The organism is Pseudomonas sp. NFACC37-1 (assembly GCF_900101575.1).
In the GTDB taxonomy this organism is placed as follows: Bacteria; Pseudomonadota; Gammaproteobacteria; order Pseudomonadales; family Pseudomonadaceae; genus Aquipseudomonas; species Aquipseudomonas fluorescens_AA.
Genome location: NZ_FMUZ01000031.1, coordinates 17815 through 42444 on the forward strand (window position 1 = coordinate 17815; position 24630 = coordinate 42444).

A 24630-nucleotide genomic window follows, 5' to 3' on the forward strand; every position below is an offset into this window, starting at 1 on the left:
TCGAAAACGAAAAATGGACTATTTGATCTGCAGCAGCTCGTTGAAGGCGCGGGCGCGGCGCGTCACTTCAGCGCTGCTGTCGGCGCCGAACAGGCCGTGGACCACCGCCAGCAGATCAACCCCGTGGGCCACCAGCGGGGCGGCGTTCTCCAAGGTGATGCCGCCGATGGCGCACACCGGAATATGCAGTTTGATGCGCGCCTGTTCGAGCAGTTCAAGGTTTGCGCTGGGGGCGCCGGGCTTGGTGTTGGAGTTGAAAAAGCGCCCGAACGCGACATAACTGGCGCCTTCGCTGGCGGCCTGTTCGGCCAGGGCCAGGCTGGCGTGGCAGGTGGAGCCGACGATCGCCTTGTGCCCGAGCAGCGCCCGCACCGGCGCCAGCGGGCCATCGGTCTGGCCCAGGTGCACACCGACGCCCAGGCGCGCGGCCAGTTCGGCGTCGTCGTTGATGATCAATTGGGTCTTGTAGCGCTCGCACAGGTTGCGCAGGGCTTCGGCCTCCCGCAGGCGGCGGGCTTCGTCACTGCTTTTGTCGCGGTATTGCAGCAGGGTCACGCCACCTTCCAGCGCCGCTTCTACATAAGCGAGGAACTTGCCGGCCAGCAATTGGCTATCGGTGATGGCGTACAGGCCACGTAATTTCATTCCACAGGCCTCCGGTGCTACGAGCAGAAATCCAGCGGCAGGCGACGCGGCACGAACTGGCCTTTGCCCAGTTGTTCGGCATCGCGCAAGGTGCGCCAGGTGTAATCCAGTGCTGTCTTGACGGCGCTGGCGAGTTGTTCGCCCTGGGCCAGCCGACCGGCCAGGGCGCTGGCCAGGGTGCAGCCGGAACCGTGGTAGCTGCCGGGCAAGCGCTGGCAGGTAAAGGTTTCGCGGCGGCCATCGCGGCTGTACAGGCGATTATGGACTTCATGTTCGTCGCCGTGGCCGCCGGTGATCAACAGGTGTTTGACGAAGGGCAGCAGTTTTTCCGCGCACTCGTCGGCGCTGCCCTCGGGCAGTTCGGCGAGGATGCGTGCTTCAGGCAGGTTGGGGGTGGCGATGATGGCCAGGGGCAGCAGGCGTTCGCGCATGGCGTAGCCGACTTCATCCTTGCCCAGGCGCCCGCCACCGCCGGCGCGCAGCACCGGGTCGCAGACCATCGGCAGATGTGGGTGGGCCTGGAGCAGTTCGACCACCGTGTCGACCATTTCCAGTGAGCCGAGCATCCCCAGCTTGACCGCCGCTACCGGCGAATCGTTGAGTACGGCATTGGCTTGTGCCAGCACCCACTCGCGATCGAGCACGCGGAAATCGCTGACATTGACGGTGTCTTGCACGGTCAATGCGGTAACGGCCGGGGCGGCATGACAGCCCTGGGCGAGCAGGGCTTCGATATCTGCCTGCAAACCGGCGCCCCCACTGGGATCGTGGCCGGAGAGACAGAGGACAACGGGGCGAGAGCTGTAGATATTCATGGTGCGCGAGCTTACCACCAAACCCATTATCGGGCGCACGATCCTTGTAGGAGCTCTGTAGGAGCTGTCGAGCGAAGCGAGGCTGCGATCTTTCCATTGCCAATTGAATCGAGGAGTGAAAGATCAAGATCAAAAGATCACAGGCTCCTACACCCCGTGGGAGCGAACTCCCTCGCCACATTTGTCCAGTCCGATGCCAACCTGACCAAAGCAACAGCTCTATCTCAATGCTTTGCTCTGAAACGCCCGTTCTAGAGCCTTCAGTAGGAAAAATTTCAATGGTGCAAATTGGCCATCAGCGGCTATGCTAGAGATGGATCCAACACATAACAGGTAATGCCGGTTTTACGTCTACTCAGGGAATGGGGGGCTTCCTGACTCAACCGGACAGGCCACGCTGGGGCTTAAATGCGCTATTTGCTGATGTTACTGCTGTGCTTGTCCCCTCTGGCAAGTGCCCTGGAATTCGATGAATTCACCCAAAGCCTACCCTTGGGCCATGCCTTGCAAGTGTTCGAGGACGCCGGCGGCACGGCTACCCTGGATGAGGTCCTGGCCCAGTCCGCAGCGGGTGCTTTCAAGCCCCACGACAAAGCCACGCTGAACGCCGGTTACTCGCGATCAGCCTTCTGGTTGAAAATCGACCTGCACTATCGCCCCGACAATCCGGACGCCCAGCGCACCTGGCTGCTGGAGCTGGCATACCCGCCGCTGGACCACCTCGACTTGTACCTGCCCGACGCGGCGGGGGCCTATCACCTGGTTCGCCAGACCGGTGATGCGTTGCCGTTCGCCAGCCGCGAGATCCGCCAGAACAATTACCTGTTCAGCCTGGCGTTCAAACCCGAACAGCAACAGACCGTCTATTTGCGCCTGCAAAGCCAGGGTTCGATCCAGGCGCCGTTGACGCTGTGGTCGAGCACCGCGTACCTCGAGCAACAGCCGGTGCGCCTGTATGTGCTGGGCATCATCTATGGCGTGCTGTTGGGGATGCTGGTGTACAACCTGTTCATCTACCTGAGCGTGCGCGATACCAGCTACCTCTATTACATTTTCTACATCGCCTCGTTCGGCCTGTACCAGTTGTCGGTCAACGGTGCCGCCGTGGAGTACTTCTGGCCGGACAACCCCTGGTGGACCAACGCCGCGACGCCGTTCTTCATCGGCTGCGCGGGTCTGTTTGGCAGCCAGTTCGCCCGCAGCTTCCTGCAAACCGCCCAGCATGGCCGCTGGATGGACCGCATGCTGCTGGCACTGATCGGCTACAGCGCCGTGGTCATCAGCCTGTCGCTGATGACCAGCTATGCCCTGGCCCTGCGCCTGGCGACGGCGTTGGCGCTGGTGTTCACGGTGGCGATCTTTGCCGCGGGGTTGTTCGCCTGGTGGCGTGGCCTGCGGGTGGCGCGCTATTTCATCATTGCCTGGTCGGCGTTTCTGCTGGGGGGCATCATCAATACCTTGATGGTGCTGGGCTACCTGCCGAACGTTTTCCTGACCATGTACGCCAGCCAGATCGGCTCGGCCATCGAGGTGGCGCTGTTGTCCCTGGCCCTGGCCGATCGCATCAATGCCATGCGCGAACAGCAGGCCCAGACCCTGTTGGACGCCGGGCAGAAACTCGAAGTACTCAACCAGCAACTGGCCCACGGCAACAAGCTCAAGGATGAATTCCTCGCCACCTTGACCCACGAGCTGCGCACGCCGATGAATGGCGTGATCGGTTCCCTGGAGTTGATGGAAACCGTCGAAATGGACGAGGAACTGACCCAGTATCAACAGACTGCCGCCGGCTCGGCGCGGGACATGATGCGCATGGTCAATGGCATCCTCACCCTCACCGAGTTGCAGGCCGGCAAGCTCAAGGTCTATCCGGCACCGTTCAGCCTGCGTGGGGTGATCGATGCGCTGCAGGTGCAGTTCGGTGCCAATGCCGCGGCCAAGGGCCTGGATTTCAAGGTCGACGTGTCCCCGGGCCTGGCGGACCGGTTGATCGGCGACAGCGGCAAACTGGCCCAATGCCTGGAATGCTTGCTGGACAACGCGATCAAGTTCACTCGGTTGGGCGGCCTGGCGCTGCGTGTCAGCGGTCGGCCGACGGAGCTCGATCGGCTGGTGTTGTCCTTTGCCGTCATCGACACCGGGATCGGCTTTACCGACCTGGGGGAAGCGACCTTGTACCAGCGCTTCTTCCAGCTCGACGGCTCGATGACCCGCGAATATGGCGGTCTCGGCGTGGGCCTGGCCATCTGTCGGCAATTGGTGGAGCTGCTGGGCGGGCGCCTGACCCACACTTCCGAGCCCGGTCGCGGCAGCCGGTTCCAGTTGGACGTGGAGTTTGACGTGGCCTTGCCGGCGGCGGTCCCGACGCCGTTTTCCTTCGGTGGCCGCCAGGGCTCGCGCCAGCCCCAGGATTGCACGGTGCTGCTGGCGGATGACAACAACATCGATCAGTTGGTCATGCGTGGCATGTTGCTCAAGTTGGGTTATCGGGTGCGCACCGCCGACAGTGGCCGCGCCGCGCTGGATCTGCTGCACGGCGAGCGCTTTGACGCGGTGCTGCTCGATTGCCAGTCGCCGCCGCTGGACGGTGTGTCGGTCTGCTGCCAGATCCGCGCGTTGTCTGGCTGCGAAGAGCTGCCGGTACTGGTGGTCAGCCCGAACCTGGGGCAGGAGCGCTGTCCCTCGGGCGCGTTGATCGACTACCTGAGCAAACCGGTGAAATTCGAGGCATTGCAGGCCACGCTCCAGCGCCGGGTGCTTTGCCCGAGGCAGGGTGAAAGCGCCGATATTTAGGCGTATATGACACTTTGTTCGGCCTGGAGGCGGTGCTTAACTGAATCCCTGGCCGATCGAGGAGCCCTGTCATGAACCTGCACCAGTTCGCTGAAACCCACGACGTCACCAATCAGCCGCCGTCCCTGGATGGCGCCAACCTGTACCGCATCGACCTGCCGTTGCAGCAGTGGTCGCAGCGCTTCGGGGCTGGCTGGGCGCAGGCGCGGATCGATGCGTATGGGGCGCTGGCCGGCGGGCCGTTGATGGAAGCGGGCTTCCTGGCCAACCAGAACAAACCGGTTTTTTCCAGTCATGACCGCTACGGCCATCGCATCGATCTGGTGGAATTCCATCCCGCTTATCACCAGTTGATGCGCACCGCCGTCGAGCATGGCCTGCCGAGTTTGCCTTGGGCCCATCCACAGCCCGGCGCACATGTCGCCCGGGCGTCGATGACCTATCTGCACAGCCAGGCCGAAGCCGGTACGGGGTGCCCGTTGACCATGACCTTCGCCAGCGTGCCGGCGCTGCGCCTGCAACCGGATCTGGCCGAGCGCTGGCTGCCGAAGGTGCTGGCCACCGAGTACGACCCGCGCAATGTCGGCATGGCCCACAAGGCCGGTGTGACCCTGGGCATGGCGATGACCGAAAAGCAGGGCGGCACCGATGTGCGGGCCAACACCACCAAGGCCTACCCGGTGGGCGCCAGCGGTCCGGGCCAGGCCTATGAGCTGGTGGGACACAAGTGGTTCTGTTCGGCACCGATGTGCGACGCCTTCCTCACCCTGGCCCAGACCGACAAGGGCCTGACCTGTTTCCTGCTGCCGCGTCATCGCCCGGACGACACGCGCAATCAGTTCTACATCCAGCGCTTGAAGAACAAGCTGGGTAACTGTTCCAACGCCTCCAGCGAAGTCGAGTTCCGTGGCGCACTGGCCTGGATGGTCGGTGAAGAAGGCCGCGGCGTGCCGACGATCATCGAGATGGTGGCCATGACCCGCTTCGATTGCATGGTCGGCTCCAGCGCCCTGATGCGCCAGGCATTGACCCAGGCCAGCCATCACTGTGCGCACCGCAAGGTCGGTGGCAAGCTGTTGAGCGAACAGCCGCTGATGCAGAACGTCCTGGCAGACCTGGCGTTGGAAAGCGAGGCCGCCCTGGCCCTGAGCCTGCGCATGGGCCGGGCGCTGGACCATTTGAATGACGAGCACGAGGCCAAGTTCGCCCGGCTGGTGACGGCGGTGGGCAAGTACTGGATCTGCAAGCGCGCCCCCGCGATGATCAACGAAGCCGCCGAATGCATGGGCGGCGCTGGCTACGTCGAAGACAGCATCCTGCCGCGCCTGTACCGTGAAGCACCGGTCAACTCGACGTGGGAAGGCTCCGGCAATGTGCAATGCCTCGATGTGTTGCGCGCCCTGTCCAAGGAGCCGGGTGTGCTGGAGGTCTTGTTCAACGAGCTGGGCGATGGCCACGGCGACAAGCGCCTGGCCGGCCACATCCACCAGTTGCAGGCAGCGTTCAAGGACACCGATGACATCCAGTACCGCGCCCGGCAATTGACCGAAGACATCGCCGTCGGCCTGCAAGCCAAGCTGTTGCTGGAGGCGGGGAACAGTGGGGTCAGCGATGCTTTCATCGCCAGTCGCCTGGGTTCGACCGGCCGGGCGTACGGTGCCCTGCCTCGGGGCTTGAATGTCGAGGCCATCGTTACCCGCTCGACCCCGCACGGATTCTAGGCAAGAAGGCCAACACAAAGTCCTGTGGGAGCGGGCTTGCTCGCGAAAGCGGTGTGTCAGTCGCCGAAGAGGCTGGATGTGCCGACGCCTTCGCGGGCAAGCCCGCTCCCACAGGTTTTCATGACGCCGAGAATACTCAATACGCCACTGTTCCCGTCGGGCGGCGATGCAGGCAAGATGAAGGCCTGCAAGTCAGAACACAGGAAGCTGATCGTGACCGAAGCGTTTATTGTCGTTCAAACCGCCGAACAAGCCGTGGATCGTCTAGCGGCCCTGCACGAGCGTGCGACCACCGCGCTGAACCAGGCGCTGATGCGTTATCTCAAGGACCGCATCGAACCGGATGCCGAGCAGCGTGCATTGTTTCGCTATCCCGCCCTGCGCCTGACCTATCACTGCCACGGCGAAGTCCCGCAAACCACACGGGCCTATGCCAAGGTCCAGTTGCCGGGCACCTACAGCGTCACCGTCACCCATCCCGCCGCGTTCCGTAAATACCTGCTGGAGCAGCTGGTCCCGCTGATGCACGACTTTACCGTCACCGTGGAAGTGGGCGTCAGCGAGCAGAACATCCCATATCCGTACGTGGTGGAGCAGGGCGACGAACTGGCCGGCTCCGGTGTGACCGCCGCCGTACTGGCGCGGGTATTCCCCAGCACCGACCTGTCGGCCGCCACCGATGGTATCGCCGACGGCCTCTATGACTGGGAAAACACCGACCCGCTGCCCCTGGCGCTGTTCGACGCCGCCCGCGTGGATTTCTCCCTGCGCCGATTGGTGCATTACACCGGCAGCGACTGGCGCCATGTGCAGCCGTGGATCCTGCTGACCAACTACCACCGCTATGTCGACCAGTTCATCGTCCATGGCCTGGAGCAGTTGCGCAGCGACCCGCGCTTTGTGCGCATGGTCCTGCCGGGCAACGTGATCATCGACAAGAACATAGACCATGGCGAAGCGTCGGCCATCGCTGCCGGCGTGGTCTGGCACCGTTACCAGATGCCGGCTTATCACCTGCAGAGCAACGATGGCCATGGCGTGACGCTGGTGAACATCGGCGTCGGCCCGTCCAACGCCAAGAACATCACCGACCACCTGGCTGTGCTGCGCCCGCATTGCTGGTTGATGATCGGCCACTGCGGCGGGCTGCGGCAGTCCCAGACCATTGGTGACTACGTGCTGGCCCACGCCTATATGCGTCGCGATGGCATTCTCGACCGGGTGGTGCCGCCGAACATCCCGATTCCAGCCTTGGCCGAAGTGCAGATGGCGCTTCAGCAGGCGGCAGCGAACATCACCGGCGAGAAGGGCGATGAGCTGAAAAAGCGCCTGCGCACCGGCACCGTGCTGACTTATGACGATCGCAACTGGGAACTGCGCTGGGCCCAGGAACGTCCGCTGATCAACCTGTCTCGCGCCGTGGCGGTAGATATGGAGAGCGGTACCATCGCTGCCCAGGGTTATCGCCTGCGAGTGCCCTATGGCACGTTGCTGTGCGTTTCGGACAAGCCACTGCATAGCGAAATCAAGCTGCCGGGCTCGGCCAACGCGTTCTATGAGCGAGCGGTCAACCAGCACCTGAAGATCGGCATCGAGGCGCTGGACCTGTTGCGCACCGAACTCAACTCGTTGCATTCGCGCAAACTGCGCAGCTTCGACGAGCCGCCGTTCCGCTGATCGGATGGTGGTCATTTGACGGTCGGGCCACTAGCATGGTCGGCCCCGACCGTTAGATGTTGTATTCGCCATGCCCCGTCCTCCACGCCCTGCTTCCCGTCGCCCTGGCGCGAAGCTTCCCGCCGCTGCGCCGCGCCGTGTGGCCAAGGCTCCGCCAGCCGAGCCAAAGCTGATCCTGTTCAACAAACCCTTCGACGTGCTGACGCAATTCAGCGACGGTGAGGGGCGGGCGACGCTCAAGGATTTTATCGACGTACCGGGCATCTACCCGGCCGGGCGGCTGGATCGCGACAGCGAAGGTTTGTTGTTGCTGACCAACGATGGGCAATTGCAGGCGCGTATTGCCGACCCCAAACACAAGCTGGCCAAGACTTATTGGGTGCAGGTGGAAGGCGAACCGAATGCCGAACAGTTGCAGCGTTTGTGCGATGGGGTGGAATTGAACGACGGCATGACCTTGCCGGCCGAGGCGCGCCAGTTGGACGAGCCGCAGTTATGGCCGCGCAACCCGCCGGTGCGTTTTCGTAAAAGCGTGCCCACGAGTTGGCTGGAGCTGGTGATTCGCGAAGGGCGCAACCGCCAGGTACGGCGCATGACCGCCGCGGTAGGCTTGCCGACACTGCGCCTGGTGCGGGTCAGGATCGGTGACTGGACGATCGAAGGGCTCGATCAGGGCCAGTGGCAAGAAGTCCCGGCGCGCTTATAACGCGCCTGATTCGATCAGGCCGATCACTACGCTCTTGATGATGAACGCGGCCACGCCGAGGCCCAACACGAAAAACAGGATGAACGAGCCGAAGCGCCCGGCCTTGGACTTCTTCGCCAGGTCCCAGACGATGAAGCCCATGAAAATGATCAGGATGCTGACCAGGCCGGTCATCATCCACTCTTCGAAAACAGCAGGATCCATCAGGAAACTCCGGCGTGGGCGGGATTGAAAAGGCGCGGCGAGTATACGGCATGGGGGAACGACGGGGGATTGGCCTGCGGCGGTGTGTCGCAGCTATTCATCGCCCGGCAAGTACTCTGGATCGTTCCCACGCTCCGCGTGGGAATGCAGCCCCGGGACGCTCTGCGTCCCCAAGAGCCGAACGCGGAGCGTCCGTAGAGGCGTTACCACGCGGAGCGTGGGAACGATCTGAATGGCGTTCTCAGCTGCGCAGGTGAGTCAACGGCAGTTCGGTGCTGTTGAGCACCTGGTTCAGCACAAAGCTGGAGCGCACGCTGGTGACGCCATCGATCCGGGTCAGGTGCCCCAACAGCAGTTTCTGGTAATGGTCCATGTCCGGCACCACCACCTTGAGCTGGTAGTCCGCGTCCATGCCGGTGACCAGGCTGCACTCCAGCACTTGCGGCAGGTTGCGGATGGCGGCTTCGAAGTTCTCGAAACGCTCGGGTGTGTGGCGGTCCATGCCGATCAGCACATAAGCCGTCAGGCTCAGGCCCAGTAGCTTGCGGTCGAGCAGGGCGACCTGGCGGGTGATGTAGCCGTCATCCTCCAACTGCTTGACCCGCCGCGAGCAGGGGGAGGGCGACAGGCCGATGCGTTCGGCCAGTTCCTGGTTGGAGATGCGCGCATCGCGCTGCAATTCCGCCAGAATGCTCAGGTCGTAACGGTCGAGTTTGCTCATCGGTCGGGCCTTTATCTTGATAATTGCGGAGGATTATCTATCCGGGGTTAAAAATTGCGCAAGTGATGTTTATTTCCGCAATCTTCGCAATCATCTGTCGGCGCCCCAGGCTTATGCTTACCACCAAGATCACTGCTCGGACAAACAGTCCAGTGCAGCCCGCCCAATCAGGCCGGCTGCGGTCGCAGTACCCACCGGTACTGGCAGACCCCCGAGCTGCACACCGTCCAGAAGACGGCGTGAGGTGAGCCGACGTCATAAGCGTCGAGCACGGACGAAATTCTCAAGGGGAGGCCGACGGGTCTCCCTTTTTTAATGCCTGCGAAATAAACCTCGTGGCTGATAATCTGTCGCAGAACCGGCCTGGGCTTTCCCAGTCTTATCATCAGGCCCTGAACCGTTGTGAGGAATTTCATGAAGTCGCGCATCTGGCGTTTGGCAGGTGTTGGTCTGTTGTGGGCAAGTGTCAGTGCGCAGGGAATGGCCGACGATCAGCAAAACCGTGGCGGCCCGGACGGCGGTCGCGGGCAGGACGGGCGCGGCGGCAACGGCCAGGGTTACTCGGGCCAGCCGCGGCCGCAGAGCAACGAAATCATTCGGGGTGACAACAGTCGTCAGTTCGAGGTCACGCCGCAGAACCCGGGTGGACAACGCTACGACCGTCCACCGCAGGACCCTAACGCTCACGGTCGTCCGCCGCAGCCGCCGCCCGGCAACAACTTGCCCATTCAGGGCCGGCCCGACAGCGTGACCCAGACCCGCGAACCGCAACCGGGGTATTACCGCGATATTCCTCGGCGCAACGATGGCTATCCGAACGCAGGTCCGCGACCAGACCATGACGGTCGTCCCGGCCAGCATTGGCCCGGTCGGCCGGATGGGCATGGCAACGGGTGGGGCCCGGGGCCGCAATACCGTCCGGGTTATGTGATCGACCGTTTCCCGGATCGCAACTACCGCGTGCCCTATCGCGGCCAGGACTATTTCTATTCGGGCGGCTACTGGTATCGCCCGCAAGGACCGCGTTACGTCGTGGTCGCGCCACCGCGGGGCATCCGCACCCGTTACCTGCCCGATTACGCCCGGGAAGTGTGGATCGGCAGTTCGCTGTTCTTCCTCGCTGCCGGCGCCTATTACATCTATGAAGCCAACACCCAGGATTATGTCGTGGTCGATGCGCCGGTCGCCAACCCGCAGCCGCAACCCCAAGGCAACAGTTTCGATGTGGTGGCCTATCCGGCCAACGGCCAGTCGCCCGAGCAGGTCAATCAGGATGGCTACGACTGCTATCGCTGGGCGGTGCAGCAGAGCGGCTTCGATCCGCGCAACTACACCTACCCGCCGGCACCGGAAGTGGTGCAGACCTATCGCCAGGCCCAGGGCAGTTGCTTGAGCAGCCGAGGGTATCAGGTGACGTACTGAGTATTCATCGCTGAATCAGAGTCGGACACCTGCTTCTGTGGCGAGGGGATTTATCCCCGCTGGACTGCGCAGCAGTCCCAAAAAGCAGCCGCCTCGATCTGTCTGGCAGACCGAGTGGTGAGGTTTCAGGGCTGCTGCGCAGCCCAGCGGGGATAAATCCCCTCGCCACATTCTGTGTTCGGCATCACGCGCTGGCGTGCTTCACCACGTCCGACGGATCGGCATGCACCAGCACTTCGGCCTTCGGATAAGCGCGGTGGATGGCATCGGCGGCCTGGTCGCTGATGCCGTGGGCCACTGACAGGGTCAGGTCCCCCGGCAACTCCAGGTGCAGTTGCACGAACCAGTGGTTGCCGGAGACCCGTGTACGCAGGTCATGGGCGCCAAGCACGCCGGGCACCGCGCAGGCCAGCTCCAGCATGCGCTGGCTGACGTCCGGCGGCAGTTCTTCATCCATCAGCACCGCGAAGCTTTCCCGGGCGATCTGGATGGCGCTCCACAGGATATACGCGGCGATCCCCAGGCCGAACCAGGCGTCGAGTTGATACCAACCGAACCCGGCCAGTACCAGCGCGATCAGGATGCTGCCGTTGAGCAACAGGTCGGAGCGATAGTGCAGCGAGTCGGCGCGCACGGCGTTGGAGCCGGTGGCGCGGATGACCCGATGCTGCAACGCCAGCAGCGCCACGGTCAGCCCCAGGGAAAACACGATCACCCCGACGCTGAGCCAGGGCGCCTCCACCGGCACCGGGGTTTTCAGGCGTTCGAAGGCCTGCAAGGCAATCAGTACCGCACTGGCGCCGATAAACAGCGCCTGGGCCATGCCGGCCAGGGATTCGGCCTTGCCATGACCATAGCGATGGTCATCGTCGGCGGGGCGCAGGGCGTAATGCACCGCCAGCAGATTGAGCAGCGACGTAACGCCGTCCAGGGCCGAGTCGGTCAGGCCGGCGAGCATGCTCACCGAACCGCTGAGCCACCAGGCCAGCGCCTTGGCGATCACCAGTGTGAGCGCCACGGCCACCGACGCCCGGGTGGCCAGGCGCAGCAGGCGAGCGTGTTCGGTGCTGGTGGTCATGGCGCGGTCGTTCCTTCAGTGGCGTCGGTCATGCGGCCGGTTTCAGACCGAGGGTGGCCAGTTGCTGCGCGCTGCCCTTGTGCTGGATCAGTCGAGGATCGTCCAGTGGGAAGCTGCGGCCCAGTTCGCGTTCCAGGATCGCCTGCAGTTTTTGGTTATTGACCGTGCCGTCGGGGTTGATGGCTGGCTTGAGTTTCTCTGGCTCGATCTGGACGCTGCGGCCCGGTTCGAAATAGATGGCGCCGGTGGCAAAGTCCACGGCGAAGGCGATCAGGCCGGGGATGATGTAGAACAGTAGGCCGACGGCATCGAGGGCGGCGATGGCCGGGTCGATCTTGCCGTCGATCTGGCCGCGACGGTCCGGGTAGAAGATCGAGCCACAGGCGCTGATTTGAGTCAGCAGGGAGGCGACCAGCACGCCACCGATCACGCGAAAGGGAATACGCATAGCAATCTCCTGAACAGGTAGTAGAGGCGTTGCTGGTTGGAGTCCAGACCACGCTAAACAGTTCGCCGTTATACTCGGCCCTCTGTTTTGGAGCCAGCATGATTTCTTTGCCGATTGATGAAGTTTTACCCGCCCTGCGCCAAGCCTTGGCATCACGCCACGAAGCCGTGCTCGAAGCGCCGCCCGGTGCCGGTAAAACCACCCGTGTTCCCCTGGCCTTGCTGAACGAGCCCTGGCTGGCCGGACAGACCATCCTGATGCTCGAACCCCGGCGCCTGGCGGCCCGGGCGGCGGCCGAGCGGCTGGCCAGCGAACTGGGGGAAAAGGTCGGTGAAACCGTCGGCTACCGGATTCGTCTCGACAGCAAGGTCGGGCCCAAGACCCGCATTGAAGTGGTCACCGAAGGCATCCTCACCCGCCGTTTGCAGGACGACCCGGCGCTGGAAGGAGTGGGACTGCTGATTTTCGACGAATTCCACGAACGCAGCCTCGATGCCGACCTGGCCCTGGCCTTGAGCCTTAACGGCCGCGAACTGTTTCGCGAAGAGCAGCCGCTGAAGATCCTGCTGATGTCCGCGACCCTGGAAGGCGAACGCCTGGCCGGGCTGTTGGACAACGCGCCGATCCTGCGCAGCGAAGGCCGCATGTTTCCGGTGACTGTACGCTGGGGACGGCCGTTCCAGCCCGGCGAATTCATCGAGCCGCGACTGGTGCAGACCGTGCTCGAAGCGCTGCACGATGAAACCGGCAGCGTCCTGGTGTTCTTGCCCGGGCAGGCGGAGATCCGCCGGGTCCATCAGCAACTGGCCGAGGCCTTGGGCGAGGGCGGCAACGTCTTGCTCTGCCCGCTGCACGGCGAACTGGACCTCGCCGCTCAACGCGCCGCCATCGACCCGGCACCCGCCGGCCAGCGCAAGGTGGTGCTGGCCACCAACATTGCCGAAACCAGCCTGACCATCAATGGCGTGCGGGTGGTGATCGACGCCGGACTGGCCCGGGTGCCGCGTTTCGACCCGGGCAGCGGCATGACCCGGCTCGACACCCAGCGCATTTCCCGGGCCAGCGCCACCCAGCGGGCCGGTCGCGCCGGGCGCCTGGAGTCGGGGGTGTGCTACCGGTTGTGGTCCGAAGACCAGCATGAACAATTGGCCGCTTACGGTAGCGCGGAGATTCTGTCGGCGGACCTGGCCGGGTTGGCCCTGCAACTGGGGCGCTGGGGCGTGACGCCGCAGCAATTGGTCTGGCTCGACGTCCCGCCCGCCGCTGCCTATGCCCAGGCCCGGGACCTGCTGCAACGCCTGGGCGCGCTGGAGGGCGAGCAACTGACCCGCCACGGTCAGGCCATGGCCGAACTGCCGGCCCATCCGCGTATCGCGCATCTGCTGTTGCGCGGCCAGGCGCTGGGGCTGGCGGACATGGCCTGCAACGTCGCTGCGCTGTTGGGCGAGCGGGATATTCTCCGAGGTGCCGGCGCGGACTTGCACAGTCGCCTGGCCTTGCTGTCCGGCGAAGAACGCGCGGCGCGCGGCGCTCAGGGTGGGGTGCAGCGGGCGCGACAATTGGCCCGGCAATATCGCGGCTATCTGCGGGGCAAGGCCGAAGAGGCCGTGGCCGATCCCGATCATCCGCGCTGGCTCGGCGCGTTGCTGGCGTTGGCCTACCCCGACCGCGTCGCCCAGCAGCGTCGGCCCGGCGGCGCGGAATATCGTCTGGCCAACGGCCGGGCGGCGCTGTTTGCCGAGGCCGACAGTCTTATGAAACAGGCGTGGCTGGTGATCGCCGACCTGGGCAGTCGCCAGGGCCAGCGGGAAGAGCGGATCTACCTGGCGACGGATTTCGACCCGGCACTGTTCGACTCGGTATTGGCTGAGCAAGTGCACACGGTGGATCAGTTGGATTGGGACGAGCGCGAAGGCGTGCTGCGGGCCGAGCGCCAGCGCAAGGTCGGCGAACTGGTGCTCAGCCGCGAACCGTTGACCGGCCTGGATGAGTCGGCCCGTAGCCAGGCCCTGGTGAACCTGGTGCGGCGCAAGGGCCTGGAATTGCTGCCCTGGACTCCGGAGTTGCGGCAATGGCAGGCGCGGGTGGCGTTGTTGCGTCGACTTGAATGGGAGGCCAAGGGCGAGAGTGAATGGCCAGACGTCAGCGATGCAGCGCTGCTGAACACCCTCGAACACTGGTTGATGCCGTATCTGGGCCGCGTCTCGCGTCTCAGCCATTTCGCCAACCTGGACCTGTCGGGCATCGTCCACAACCTGTTGCCCTGGCCGTTGCCGCAACGCCTGGATGAACTGGCGCCGCACCATCTGAGCGTGCCCTCGGGCTCGTCGATCCGCCTGGACTACAGCGAGCATCCACCGATCCTGGCGGTGCGCCTGCAGGAACTCTTCGGCCTGGCCGATACCCCGCGCATCGCCGGCGGACGCCAGGTCGTCAAGCTGCACCTGTTGTCACCGGCACGCCGGCCGGTACAGGTGACCCAGGACCTGGCGAACTTCTGGCGCAGCACCTACGCCGAGGTGAAGAAGGATTTGAAAGGGCGCTATCCCAAGCATTACTGGCCGGATGATCCGCTGGTGGCGGAGGCGACCGCGCGGGTCAAGCCGCGTAAGTAATTGGGGCCGACACAAAACCTTTGTGGGAGCGAGCTTGCTCGCGATGGCGTCGGCACATCCCGACATCTGTGCTGGTTGAAAGATCGTTATCGCGAGCAAGCTCGCTCCCACATTTGTCCGGTGGTGGCTTCAAATCAAGGCGCAGCCGGCAGCAAAAAACGCGCAATCACCGGCAAGTGGTCGGAGATGCGCAAGGTGTCATCCTGGCGTACCTGGGCTTCGACCCGTTTGATTCGCGGGCTGTAGAACAGGTAGTCGACGGTGCGGTCCGGGCCGTTGAGGCCGGGGTCGTTCGGGTAATGGGTCAGCCAGTGCTCGCGGTCGATGCCGCTGGCTTCGTTGTTGGTGGGAATCATCGGGTACTTGTCCCACAGCAGGTGCAGCGGGCTGTCGGCGGAGTAGGGCGTGCGTTGCTCGGACGGCAGGCGTCGGTACTGGCCCAGGGGCAGCAGGTTGAAGTCGCCGCCGATCAGCCAGGGCGTGCCTGCGGATTCGAATTTGTCCAGTGCCTTGGTCACGGCGGTGATTTGTCTGGGCAGGGTTTCGTCCGGTTCTGTGGCCCGTTCCAGGTGCGTGTTGAGCACCGCCAACTGGCTGCCGTCGCTCAGTGACAGGTAGCTCACCAACAAGGCATTTTTCGGCTGGAACTGACGGCTGATGAAGTTGACATCGGCCACCGGCAGTTGCACCCGTTCGGCATGGTCGATGCGGTAGCGACTCAGGGTCGCCAGTTGCCGGCCGACGCTGCCGAAGATGTGCGGGTCGGGGATGAAATCGGCTTTCCAGTCGAAGGCGCTGGTACCGCATGGATAGAGGTCGGCCACGCGTTCCTGCAGCAGCTTGAGCTGGTCCTGGTAATCGCTGGCCTTGGCGCCCTTGTCCAGTTCCTGGAGCAACACGATGTCCGGTTGCTCGTCGCGGATGACCCGGGCCACTTCGTCGAGGCTGAAGGCCATGTCTTCCAGGGTCGGGCTTTCATCGTCGCCTTGGGCCAGGTCGTTCCAGAACACATAGCGCTTGCCCGCGAGGAACTGGACGTTCCAGGTCATCACCTTCAAGGCCTGGCCGGGTGCCAGCGCTGCTGCATTGGCGGTGCAACTGACCGGCACGGTTTCCCGGGGCTGTGGCCGCCAGGTCAGGCCGTAGATCGACAGGGCGGCCAGGCTGAGGATCAACAGCAGGGCCAGCAAGGTGTAGCGCAGTAGACGGATCATGGCTCGGCTTATGGGCGAAACGCAAAAGTGCTCCCGAGCATAACCGAGAGCGGTTCTCAAGCCCAAGCCCAGGGCTGTCTTCGTGTGCGATCAGCGGCGCTCGGGCTTGGCTTCAATCAGCATGAACAGGCGGAACAGCACCACGGTAGTGAACAGTTGCAGGAAGCTGTGGACGCTTTCGATCAGCAAGCTGAGCGCGGGGTTCTGTGGCGACGGATACACCGAGACGCTGGCGCCCTTGAGCAGCCACAGTGGGCCCATCACCGCGAGAATGCACAGCAGGATCCGCCAGAAGTTGCCGCGGGACAGGTTCAGGCTTTCCTTCATCGCCGCCAGGGGGGCCAGGCCCCTGAGGACCAGCAGGTATTCGCCGAAGGCCAGGGTCACCATCAGCCACAGGCCCGGCAGGAAGTACAACGACAGCCCCACCAGGATCAACAATGTGTTGAGGGCCGTCAGCAAGGCAAAGCGTGGCCACAGCGTGAGGGCCGTTGCGAGCAGGTCCCGGGTGCGTGGTGCTTCGCCGCGGCTGCGGGCGTCGAGAAACAGGATCAGCGCGGCGGTGTACAAGGGGTACACCAGCAGCCCGACGATCACGCTGTAGCCGGGAAAGCCGTCGGGGCCGAGGGCGCTGTCCACCCCTTGCTGCAGCAGGGCCTCGAGTATCACCAGTGGCAGGCACAACTGGGCGATCCGGCCCAGATGGCGCTTGAAGAAATACAAAGAGTCGCGCAGCACGTCAAACGGATTCATGGGTCGGTATCGCAGTTGAAAAAGCGGTCCGACACTTTAACCGATCAGGCGCCCGCACAAGCAAACGTAAACATCAGGTAAAGACCATTGAAAGCTTTCCGGCGAGCCCCATTACTGATGGGCACCGGTCTTCGGGATCGGAATGGTTTCTACCCGGCAATCGAATGAGGTCGCCATGAACAACGAAGAACAAACCCTGATCGATGGACTGTTTTCACGGCTGCAACAGGCCGAAAAGGATTCAGCCCCGCGCGACGCCCAGGCCGAGGCGCGGATCAAGGAACATCTGGCGAGCCAGCCAGCGGCGGGCTATTTCATGGCCCAGGCGATCCTGGTGCAGGAGGCTGCGATCAAGCGCCTCGATGAGCAGAACAGGCAACTGGCCCAGCAGGTCGAGCAATTGCAGGCTGATCTGCAACAAGCGCGCAAGCAAGCGCCGGCACCCAGTGGTGGCGGCGGTTTCCTCTCGAGTATCTTCGGCGGCAGCCCTAAGGATTCACGCCCGGCGAGCGCGCCGGCCTCCAGCGGTGGTGGTTGGCGCGAACCGGCGCAACCGTCCTTCAATGCTCCGGCCCAACAGGGCTTCGGCGCGCCGCCCGGCAATTATGGCGCACCGCAGCAACAGGCCCCGGCAGCGGGCAGCTTCCTCGGCGGCGCCCTGAAAACCGCCGCGGGTGTGGCGGGCGGCGTGATGCTGGCCCAAGGCATCAGCAGCCTGTTCCACAGCAATCAGCAACCGCAGGAGATCGTCGAGGTCATCAAGGAAGAACCGGCGCAACCGGTCAACGACACCGCAGGCAACGGTTGGGGCGATGACTCGCGCGTGGCCGACAACGACGCCTACGGCAACGACCAGGGCGGGTTCAGCGACGCGGACTACAGTGACGATTCATCTTCCTTCGGCGACGACGACTCTTTCGTCTGACCTGCCATTCGTCCGGGGCGCCCTGGCGCCTCGGGCCGATTATTCGCGGAACAATCCTTCGGGCTGGCATACTGGGCGACTTTTCGGCCCTGGTGGGCTGCGTACGTGTGCATCCAAGAGGAAACGCGGTGAAAAAAATTGCAGTGTTCGCCGATGTCCAGAACCTCTACTACACCGTGCGCCAGGCTTACGGTTGCCATTTCAACTACGCCGCGCTGTGGGCCGATGTCAGCAAACAGGGGCAGATCGTCGAGGCCTATGCCTATGCGATCGATCGCGGTGACAGCAAGCAGCAACAATTCCAGCAGATCCTGCGCAACCTGGGCTTCGTCGTGAAGCTCAAGCCCTACATCCAGCGCAGCGACGGCTCGGCCAAGGGCGACTGGGACGTGGGTATCACGCTGGACATCATGGACGCCGCCGACCACGTCGATGAAGTGGTGCTGGCCTCCGGCGATGGCGATTTCGACATGTTGCTCGAACGCATCATCCACAAGCACGGCGTGCAAGCCGTGGCCTACGGCGTGCCGGGGTTGACCGCCAACTCGCTGATCCGCGCCGCCAGTCGCTATGTGCCCATTGAAGGCGCGTTGTTGCTCAAGAATTGATTTTCACGGAGTTCAAAAGGTTTGGAACGCATCGCAGTCATCGACTTTGAAACCACCGGGATCACTCCGAGCAGCAGTTGCCGGGCCACTGAAATCGCGGTGGTGATGCTCGAGCAGGGCCGGATCGTCGACCGCTACCAGAGCCTGATGAATGCCGGTGTGCGCATCCCTGCGTTTATCGAGCAACTGACTGGCATCAGCAATGCCATGCTGCGCAGCGCACCCTCGGCGGAAAAAGTCATGAACGAGGTCAACGAGTTCGTCGGCATCACGCCACTGCTGGCCCACAACGCCGCGTTCGACCAGAAGTTCTGGGATTTCGAGCTGGGACGTATCAAACGCACCCGCTTGCAGAATTTTGCCTGCTCACTGTTGCTGGCCCGGCGCCTGATGCCGGCGGCGCCGAACCACAAGCTCGGCACGCTCAATGCGTTCGCCGGCTTGCCCCACACCGGCCAGGCTCACCGGGCCATGGCCGACGCCGAAATGGCCGCCAACCTCACCGCGCACCTGGCTTCGCAACTGCGGCAAAAGCATGGGTTGCGGGAGTTGTCCCATGATTTGCTGTGCAGTTTGCAGAAAGTGCCGGCGGCGAAGATCAACGAGCATCTCAAGCGCCATCGCGGCTTTTAAGTACACCGCCGGACAACTGTGGGAGCGAGCTTGCTCGCGATAGCATCGGATTTGATCGTTCCCATGCTCCGCGTGGGAATGCCTCAACGGACGCTCTGCGTTCGGCTCTTGATGGGACGCGGAGCATCCCGGGCTGCATTCCCACGCAGAGCGTAGGAACGATCTGGTCAAGGTTGACGGTTATTTCCCATTGCCTTCCAACTGCCCCAACGGCACGCGCTTTTCAATGGCGCTGGACAGCACGATCGAAGTCTTGCTGAAACCGAACTTGGCAATGCGGTTGATCAGCTCTTCCAGCTCGGGCATCGAGCCAACCGCCGCTTGCATGATCACGCACGGATCCCCGGTGACCCGGTGGCATTCGGTCAGTTGTGGGATCTTGCACAGTTCGTCGTAGGTCTTCTGGTTGCCATGCTGGTTCATTCGCAGTTCGATGACGCATTGCACCGGCAGGCCGATCTTCGCCATGTCGACTTTGGCTTGATAACCGGTGATGACACCGCTGGCTTCCAGTTTGCTGACCCGTTCGGCCACGGCGGGGGCTGACAGGTTCACTTTGCGGGCCAGTTCGGCGTAGGACGCACGACCGTTTTCCAACAGGGCGCTGAGCAACATGCGGTCGTATTTATCCACGGTTTGGCTTCCTGTCGGCGCAACTTTCGAAAGCGCGATTTATAGCGCTGATCGCCGTGTTTTGAAAAGTGTATGGCCTGGATAAACAGGTTTTGTAGCTTAATTTCCGTCTGTCGCCTTTCTAGAATAGCGTCTCTCATTGTCCTGACTTCGAGCTGAACATGCCTGGCCCACGCCGTTTTCCCCTGCCATTGATCGCTGCCTTTTTTGCCTTGTACGTCATCTGGGGTTCGACCTACCTGGTGATTCGCATCGGTGTGGAGCATTGGCCGCCGCTGTTGCTGGCCGGGATTCGTTTTGTGCTGGCCGGTTCGTTGATGTACGGCTTCCTGCGCTGGCGCGGAGCGCCGGCGCCGACCTGGGCACAATGGAAGGCCGGGGCCATCATTGGCGTGCTGTTGCTCAGTTTCGGTAACGGTGCGGTCAGTGTGGCCGAGCACACAGGCGTGGCGTCCGGGGTCGCGGCGCTGGCGGTGGCGACGGTGCCTTTGTTTACCTTGCTGTGCGGATATTTCTGGGGCGCGCGTAATACCCGTCTGGAATGGGCGGGGATTGTGCTGGGGTTGATCGGCATCGCCATGCTCAACCTCGGTTCCAATCTGCAGTCCAGCCCGTTGGGGGCGACCTTGCTGGTGTTCGCCGCGGCCTCCTGGGCCTTCGGCTCGGTGCTCAGCAAGCACCTGCCGCTGCCGGCCGGGGCGATGGCCAGTGCCGTGGAAATGCTGGTGGGCGGTGTGGTGCTGTTGATCGGCAGCGTGGCCAGCGGTGAACACCTGGACAGCATGCCGCCGCTGGAAGGCTGGTTCGCGCTGGCGTACCTGACCTTCTTCGGTTCGATCATCGCCTTCAACGCCTACATGTACCTGCTCAAACATGTGCGTCCGGCGGCGGCCACCAGCTATGCCTACGTCAACCCGGCCGTGGCGGTGCTGCTGGGCATCGTATTCGCCGGTGAAACCATCGGCATCGAGGAGGCCCTGGCGATGTTGGTGATCATCAGTGCAGTGGTGTTGATCGGTTTGCCGCAGTGGCGCAAACCCAAGCCTGCGCCGGCCGTCTCCTGATTTAGGGTAAACTGCCGCGCATTGCACACCTTGCGCTGATTTTTCCTACGGTATCTCCATGACTTTCGCCACCCTTGGCCTGATCGAACCCTTGCTGCGCGCCCTCGAGACGCTCGGCTACCAGACCCCGACTCCGGTTCAGGCCCAAGCCATGCCGGCAGTGCTCGCCGGTCGCGACCTGATGGCCGCGGCCCAGACCGGCACCGGCAAGACCGCCGGCTTTGCGGTGCCGCTGTTGCAGTTGCTGACCACCGAAGGGCCGAAGGTCGCGGCCAACTCGGTGCGGGCGCTGATCCTGGTGCCGACCCGTGAATTGGCTGAGCAGGTCCATGAAAGCGTGCGTCAGTACGCGCAAAACCTGCCGCTGAGCACCTACGCCGTGTACGGCGGTGTCAGCATCAACCCGCAGATGATGAAGCTGCGCAAAGGCGTCGACCTGCTGGTCGCCACGCCGGGTCGTTTGCTCGATCTGTTCCGCCAGAATGCGCTGAAGTTCAATCAACTGCAGACGTTGGTGCTGGACGAAGCCGACCGCATGCTCGACCTGGGCTTCTCCGAGGAACTGGCGAATATCTACAAGGCCCTGCCGAAGAAGCGCCAGACCCTGCTGTTCTCAGCGACCTTTTCCGATGCGATCCGTTTGCTGGCCGGGCAGATGCTCAATGATCCGCTAAGCATTGAAGTGAGCCCGCGCAACGTGGCTGCCAACACCGTCAAGCAATGGGTGGTGACGGTGGACAAGAAGCGCAAGCCGGAATTGTTCGTGCACCTGATGCGCAAGCACAAGTGGAAGCAGGTGCTGGTATTCGCCAAGACCCGCAACGGCGTCGATGCGCTGGTGGAGAAGCTCCAGGGCCTGGGCGTCAACGCCGACGGTATCCATGGCGACAAGCCCCAGGCCACCCGCCAACGTGCGCTGGACCGCTTCAAGGCCAGCGAAGTGCAGATCCTGGTAGCCACCGACGTCGCCGCCCGTGGCTTGGACATCGAGGATTTGCCGTTGGTGGTGAACTTCGACCTGCCAATCGTGGCCGAGGACTACATCCACCGTATCGGCCGTACCGGCCGTGCGGGCGCTACAGGGCAGGCGATTTCCCTGGTCTGCGCCGATGAAGTGAATTTGCTGTCAGCCATCGAGATGTTGACCCGTCAGACGTTGCCTCGCCAGATGGAACAAGACTTCGAGCCTGAGCACCGCGTGCCGGACACCGATGCCAGCGGTCAGGTAATCAAGAAGCCGAAAAAGCCGAAGAAACCGAAAGCCTCCGGGAGTGGCGGTAAGCGCAATCTGGGCAAGTGGGTGGACAGTGGCGACGCTGCGCCTGTGGAGCCTTCGGTCAAGCCGGTGCGCAAAGTGCCGGTGTTCAATACCGGGCCGCGTAAGAAGAAACCCTGATAGTTTACTGACCGATGATCGTTCCCATGCTCTGCGTGGAAACGCCTCTACGGACGCTCCGCGTTCGGCTTTGGGACGCGGAGCGTCCCGGGCTGCATTCCCACGCGGAGCATGGGAACGATCACTGCCTCAAGAATTCCACCATCCCCAACCCCGCTGCCCGGCCGCTGGCAAAACAGGCCGTGAGCAGGTAGCCGCCGGTCGGCGCTTCCCAGTCGAGCATTTCACCGGCGCAGAAAACCCCGGGCACTTGCTTGAGCATCAGGCGTTCGTCCAGGGCTTCGAATGTCACGCCACCGGCACTGCTGATGGCTTCGTCCAAGGGGCGGGGCTTCACGAGGGTGACCGGCAAGGCCTTGATGGCCTGGGCCAGCCGCGCCGGGTCAGCAAAGCAATCGGCTGGCGTGAGTTCGCGCAGCAGCGCGGCCTTGACCCCGTCGATCCCCAGCTGGCTGTGCAAGTGCTTGGCCATCGAGCGTGAACCGCGAGGCTTGCTCAGGGCTTGCTGGATTTTATCCACAGGTCGGCCCGGCAGCAGGTCCAGATGAATGGTCGCACTGCCATGCTGGTTGATCGCTTCGCGAATCGGTGCCGACAGGGCATAGATCAGGCTGCCTTCGAGGCCGGTAGCGGTGAGCACGCATTCGCCGAGGCGCGGTACATCGTCGTTCAGGCCCATGGCGATGTTCTTGAGGGGGGCGCCAGCGAATTTGCTGATCATCAGGTCGCTCCAGGCCTCTACCTCGAACCCGCAGTTGCTGGGTTGCAGTGGCGCCAGGGCTACGCCGCGTTGTTCCAGCGGTAGCATCCAGGCGCCGTCGGAGCCCAGGCGCGACCAACTGCCGCCGCCCAACGCCAGCAAGGTGGCCTTGGGGTGCAGGATTTTGTCGCCTTCCGGGGAGGCAATGCGCAAGCTGCCATCCGGGGTCCAGCCAAGCCAGCGATGACGCGTGTGGATCACCACGCCCGCATCGCGCAGGCGCTTGAGCCAGGCGCGCAACAGCGGGGCGGCCTTCATGTCGGTGGGAAATACCCGCCCGGAGCTGCCGACAAAGGTGTCGATGCCCAGCCCGTGGATCCATGTGCATAACTCATCTGCCCCGAATGCCCGCAACAGCGCCGCGAGGTTTGGCGCGCGTTCGGCGTAGCGGGACAGGAAAGCCGGGAAGGCTTCGGAGTGGGTGATGTTCATGCCGCCCACGCCGGCCAGCAGGAATTTCCTGCCCACCGATGGCATGCCGTCGTACAGGTCGACTCGCAGGCCGGCCTGGCTCAACACCTCGGCCGCCATCAGGCCAGCGGGGCCGCCGCCGATGATGGCGATGTTTGGTGTGTAGGATTGGGTGGCTTGGGTCATGGCAATTGGTGAGGCTGGGGAATAAGCCGCGCATTCTATCAGCACAGATCTCTGTGGGAGCGGGCTTGCTCGCGAAGGCGGTGTGACAGTCAGATATCCATGTAGCTGATACACCGCTTTCGCGAGCAAGCCCGCTCCCACACTTGTATGCGGTGTTCTTGAGAGGTGTGATCAAAAAATAGCCAAGCGTTCGCAAGCTATAGGCAACATAGCCTGTAGGCCGTTTCGCTCAGGTTATCCACAGGCCGCTCCACAGGCATTGTGGGTAAAGCCCAGGTTTCAGTGACAACCTGATGACGTCCAGACCCTTTGTGCGCTGTGGTGCAGGATCCCGTGGCGGCGAGCCAGGGCCTGACGGTCCTTGCTGTAGCCACCGCCGATCACGCCGACCATCGGGATGTCGCGGCCCAGGCAATGGCGCATGACGCTCTCGTCCCGGGCGGCCAGGCCTTCGTCGGTCAGTTTCAGATAGCCGAGGGCATCGTCCTTGTGCACATCGACACCGGCGTCATACAGGACCAGGTCCGGTTGGTAGAGCGGCAGCAGGTAGTTGAGGGCGTCGTCCACCACGTTCAGGTAGGCGGCGTCGCCCATGCCCATTGGCAGCGGGATGTCCCAGTCACTTTGCGCCTTGCGTGCGGGAAAATTCTTTTCGCAGTGCAAGGAAACTGTCACGGCGTCCGGGGTGTCATGGAGTATTCGGGCGGTGCCGTCGCCCTGATGCACATCGCAATCGAAAATCAGCACCCGCGAAACCCGACCGCTGGCCAGGAAATAGCGGCTGATTACCGCCAGGTCGTTGAAAATGCAGAACCCGGCCGGGTGGTCGTAGTGGGCGTGATGGGTGCCGCCGGCCAAGTGACAGGCCAGTCCGTGTTCAAGGGCCTGTTCGGCCGCCAGCAGCGAACCGCCCACGGCGCGCACCGTTCGGCGGGCCAGGGCCTCGCTCCAGGGCAGGCCAAGTCGCCGTTGGTCTTCGCGGGACAACTCGCCGCCCATGTAGCGTTCGATATAGGCGCGGTCGTGGGCCAGGGCGAGGATGTCCGGCGGACACAGCGATGGGCGCAACAGGTCCGCGTCGCGGGTCAGGCCGCTGTCCACCAGGTGATCGCGCAGCAGGCGAAACTTGTCCATGGGGAAACGGTGTTCCGCCGGGAATTCGGGGCTGTAGTCTTCGTGATAGATCAGCGGCAGCGGCATGG

Annotated in this window: 22 protein-coding genes; 11 read left to right on the plus strand and 11 right to left on the minus strand. The window is 63.2% G+C overall.

Going from position 1 to position 24630, the window contains the following annotated elements:
- Positions 1-18 precede the first annotated feature (18 nt).
- The gene (gene thiE, locus BLP82_RS24050) at positions 19-645 is read right to left on the minus strand and encodes a thiamine phosphate synthase (protein ID WP_060740494.1); all 627 of its coding nucleotides are present in this window, start codon (positions 643-645) and stop codon (positions 19-21) included.
- 17 nt (positions 646-662) lie between these two features.
- On the minus strand, positions 663-1460 hold the full coding sequence (locus tag BLP82_RS24055; protein WP_060740495.1) for a hydroxymethylpyrimidine/phosphomethylpyrimidine kinase: 798 nt from the start codon (positions 1458-1460) through the stop codon (positions 663-665).
- A 408-nt stretch (positions 1461-1868) separates the two neighbouring features.
- Here BLP82_RS24055 and BLP82_RS24060 point away from each other — a divergent pair, with 408 nt between their 5' ends.
- The 4 genes from BLP82_RS24060 to BLP82_RS24075 all read left to right on the plus strand — a co-directional run bounded on the left by BLP82_RS24060 (position 1869) and on the right by BLP82_RS24075 (position 8357).
- The gene (locus BLP82_RS24060) at positions 1869-4253 is read left to right on the plus strand and encodes a hybrid sensor histidine kinase/response regulator (protein ID WP_092173913.1); all 2385 of its coding nucleotides are present in this window, start codon (positions 1869-1871) and stop codon (positions 4251-4253) included.
- Between the two features lie 71 nt (positions 4254-4324).
- Entirely contained in the window at positions 4325-5974 is a 1650-nt protein-coding gene (locus BLP82_RS24065; RefSeq protein WP_092173918.1) for an acyl-CoA dehydrogenase family protein, read from the plus strand.
- Positions 5975-6151: 177 nt separating this feature from the next.
- Entirely contained in the window at positions 6152-7651 is a 1500-nt protein-coding gene (amn, locus tag BLP82_RS24070; protein WP_170842369.1) for an AMP nucleosidase, read from the plus strand.
- A gap of 139 nt (positions 7652-7790) precedes the next feature.
- A complete protein-coding gene (locus BLP82_RS24075; RefSeq protein ID WP_170842370.1) occupies positions 7791-8357 on the plus strand; it encodes a pseudouridine synthase in 567 nt (188 codons plus the stop codon).
- On the opposite strand, the gene BLP82_RS24080 is transcribed toward BLP82_RS24075, so the two are convergent.
- Together BLP82_RS24080 and BLP82_RS24085 are read right to left on the minus strand one after the other, a co-directional pair.
- The gene (locus tag BLP82_RS24080) at positions 8352-8561 is read right to left on the minus strand and encodes a DUF2788 domain-containing protein (RefSeq protein ID WP_003228500.1); all 210 of its coding nucleotides are present in this window, start codon (positions 8559-8561) and stop codon (positions 8352-8354) included. The two genes, BLP82_RS24075 and BLP82_RS24080, sit on opposite strands and share 6 nt — an antisense overlap.
- Before the next feature lie 241 nt (positions 8562-8802).
- Positions 8803-9282, minus strand: a complete 480-nt coding sequence (locus BLP82_RS24085) for an Lrp/AsnC family transcriptional regulator (RefSeq protein WP_003185723.1) — start codon at positions 9280-9282, stop codon at positions 8803-8805.
- A gap of 414 nt (positions 9283-9696) precedes the next feature.
- Here BLP82_RS24085 and BLP82_RS24095 point away from each other — a divergent pair, with 414 nt between their 5' ends.
- Positions 9697-10704, plus strand: coding sequence for a DUF6515 family protein (locus BLP82_RS24095; protein ID WP_092173930.1), 1008 nt, complete (start codon positions 9697-9699; stop codon positions 10702-10704).
- 184 nt (positions 10705-10888) lie between these two features.
- On the opposite strand, the gene BLP82_RS24100 is transcribed toward BLP82_RS24095, so the two are convergent.
- Both BLP82_RS24100 and BLP82_RS24105 read right to left on the minus strand, forming a co-directional pair.
- Entirely contained in the window at positions 10889-11782 is an 894-nt protein-coding gene (locus BLP82_RS24100) for a cation diffusion facilitator family transporter (protein WP_092173933.1), read from the minus strand.
- A 28-nt stretch (positions 11783-11810) separates the two neighbouring features.
- The gene (locus BLP82_RS24105; RefSeq protein ID WP_060740501.1) at positions 11811-12230 is read right to left on the minus strand and encodes a hypothetical protein; all 420 of its coding nucleotides are present in this window, start codon (positions 12228-12230) and stop codon (positions 11811-11813) included.
- Positions 12231-12328: 98 nt separating this feature from the next.
- Between BLP82_RS24105 and hrpB the strand changes: the two genes are divergently transcribed.
- Positions 12329-14845 (plus strand): ATP-dependent helicase HrpB, encoded by a 2517-nt coding sequence (gene hrpB, locus BLP82_RS24110; RefSeq protein WP_092173937.1) that lies wholly within the window; start codon positions 12329-12331, stop codon positions 14843-14845.
- Between the two features lie 134 nt (positions 14846-14979).
- Here the strand turns inward: hrpB and BLP82_RS24115 are convergent, their stop codons facing one another.
- Both BLP82_RS24115 and BLP82_RS24120 read right to left on the minus strand, forming a co-directional pair.
- Positions 14980-16059: an endonuclease/exonuclease/phosphatase family protein gene (locus BLP82_RS24115; RefSeq protein ID WP_092173942.1), complete on the minus strand. Its 1080-nt coding sequence runs from the start codon at positions 16057-16059 to the stop codon at positions 14980-14982.
- A 90-nt stretch (positions 16060-16149) separates the two neighbouring features.
- Positions 16150-16812: a YciC family protein gene (locus BLP82_RS24120; protein ID WP_092173946.1), complete on the minus strand. Its 663-nt coding sequence runs from the start codon at positions 16810-16812 to the stop codon at positions 16150-16152.
- A gap of 175 nt (positions 16813-16987) precedes the next feature.
- Between BLP82_RS24120 and BLP82_RS24125 the strand changes: the two genes are divergently transcribed.
- The 3 genes from BLP82_RS24125 to BLP82_RS24135 all read left to right on the plus strand — a co-directional run bounded on the left by BLP82_RS24125 (position 16988) and on the right by BLP82_RS24135 (position 18978).
- Positions 16988-17737 (plus strand): DUF2076 domain-containing protein, encoded by a 750-nt coding sequence (locus tag BLP82_RS24125; protein WP_092173950.1) that lies wholly within the window; start codon positions 16988-16990, stop codon positions 17735-17737.
- A 128-nt stretch (positions 17738-17865) separates the two neighbouring features.
- Positions 17866-18345: a LabA-like NYN domain-containing protein gene (locus BLP82_RS24130; RefSeq protein ID WP_092173954.1), complete on the plus strand. Its 480-nt coding sequence runs from the start codon at positions 17866-17868 to the stop codon at positions 18343-18345.
- 21 nt (positions 18346-18366) lie between these two features.
- Positions 18367-18978 carry a 3'-5' exonuclease gene (locus tag BLP82_RS24135; protein ID WP_092173958.1) on the plus strand — a complete coding sequence of 204 codons (612 nt, stop codon included), beginning with the start codon at positions 18367-18369 and terminating at the stop codon, positions 18976-18978.
- Between the two features lie 180 nt (positions 18979-19158).
- Here BLP82_RS24135 and BLP82_RS24140 read toward each other — a convergent pair whose 3' ends face one another.
- Positions 19159-19611, minus strand: a complete 453-nt coding sequence (locus tag BLP82_RS24140; protein WP_003205835.1) for an Lrp/AsnC family transcriptional regulator — start codon at positions 19609-19611, stop codon at positions 19159-19161.
- 161 nt (positions 19612-19772) lie between these two features.
- Here BLP82_RS24140 and yedA point away from each other — a divergent pair, with 161 nt between their 5' ends.
- Together yedA and BLP82_RS24150 are read left to right on the plus strand one after the other, a co-directional pair.
- On the plus strand, positions 19773-20675 hold the full coding sequence (gene yedA, locus BLP82_RS24145) for a drug/metabolite exporter YedA (RefSeq protein ID WP_060740508.1): 903 nt from the start codon (positions 19773-19775) through the stop codon (positions 20673-20675).
- Between the two features lie 58 nt (positions 20676-20733).
- Positions 20734-22071, plus strand: a complete 1338-nt coding sequence (locus tag BLP82_RS24150; protein ID WP_092173962.1) for an RNA helicase RhlE1 — start codon at positions 20734-20736, stop codon at positions 22069-22071.
- Between the two features lie 121 nt (positions 22072-22192).
- Here the strand turns inward: BLP82_RS24150 and BLP82_RS24160 are convergent, their stop codons facing one another.
- Positions 22193-23428 carry a TIGR03862 family flavoprotein gene (locus BLP82_RS24160; protein ID WP_092173970.1) on the minus strand — a complete coding sequence of 412 codons (1236 nt, stop codon included), beginning with the start codon at positions 23426-23428 and terminating at the stop codon, positions 22193-22195.
- Between the two features lie 279 nt (positions 23429-23707).
- Positions 23708-24628, minus strand: coding sequence for a histone deacetylase family protein (locus tag BLP82_RS24165; RefSeq protein WP_092173974.1), 921 nt, complete (start codon positions 24626-24628; stop codon positions 23708-23710).
- Between the last annotated feature and the right edge of the window lie 2 nt (positions 24629-24630).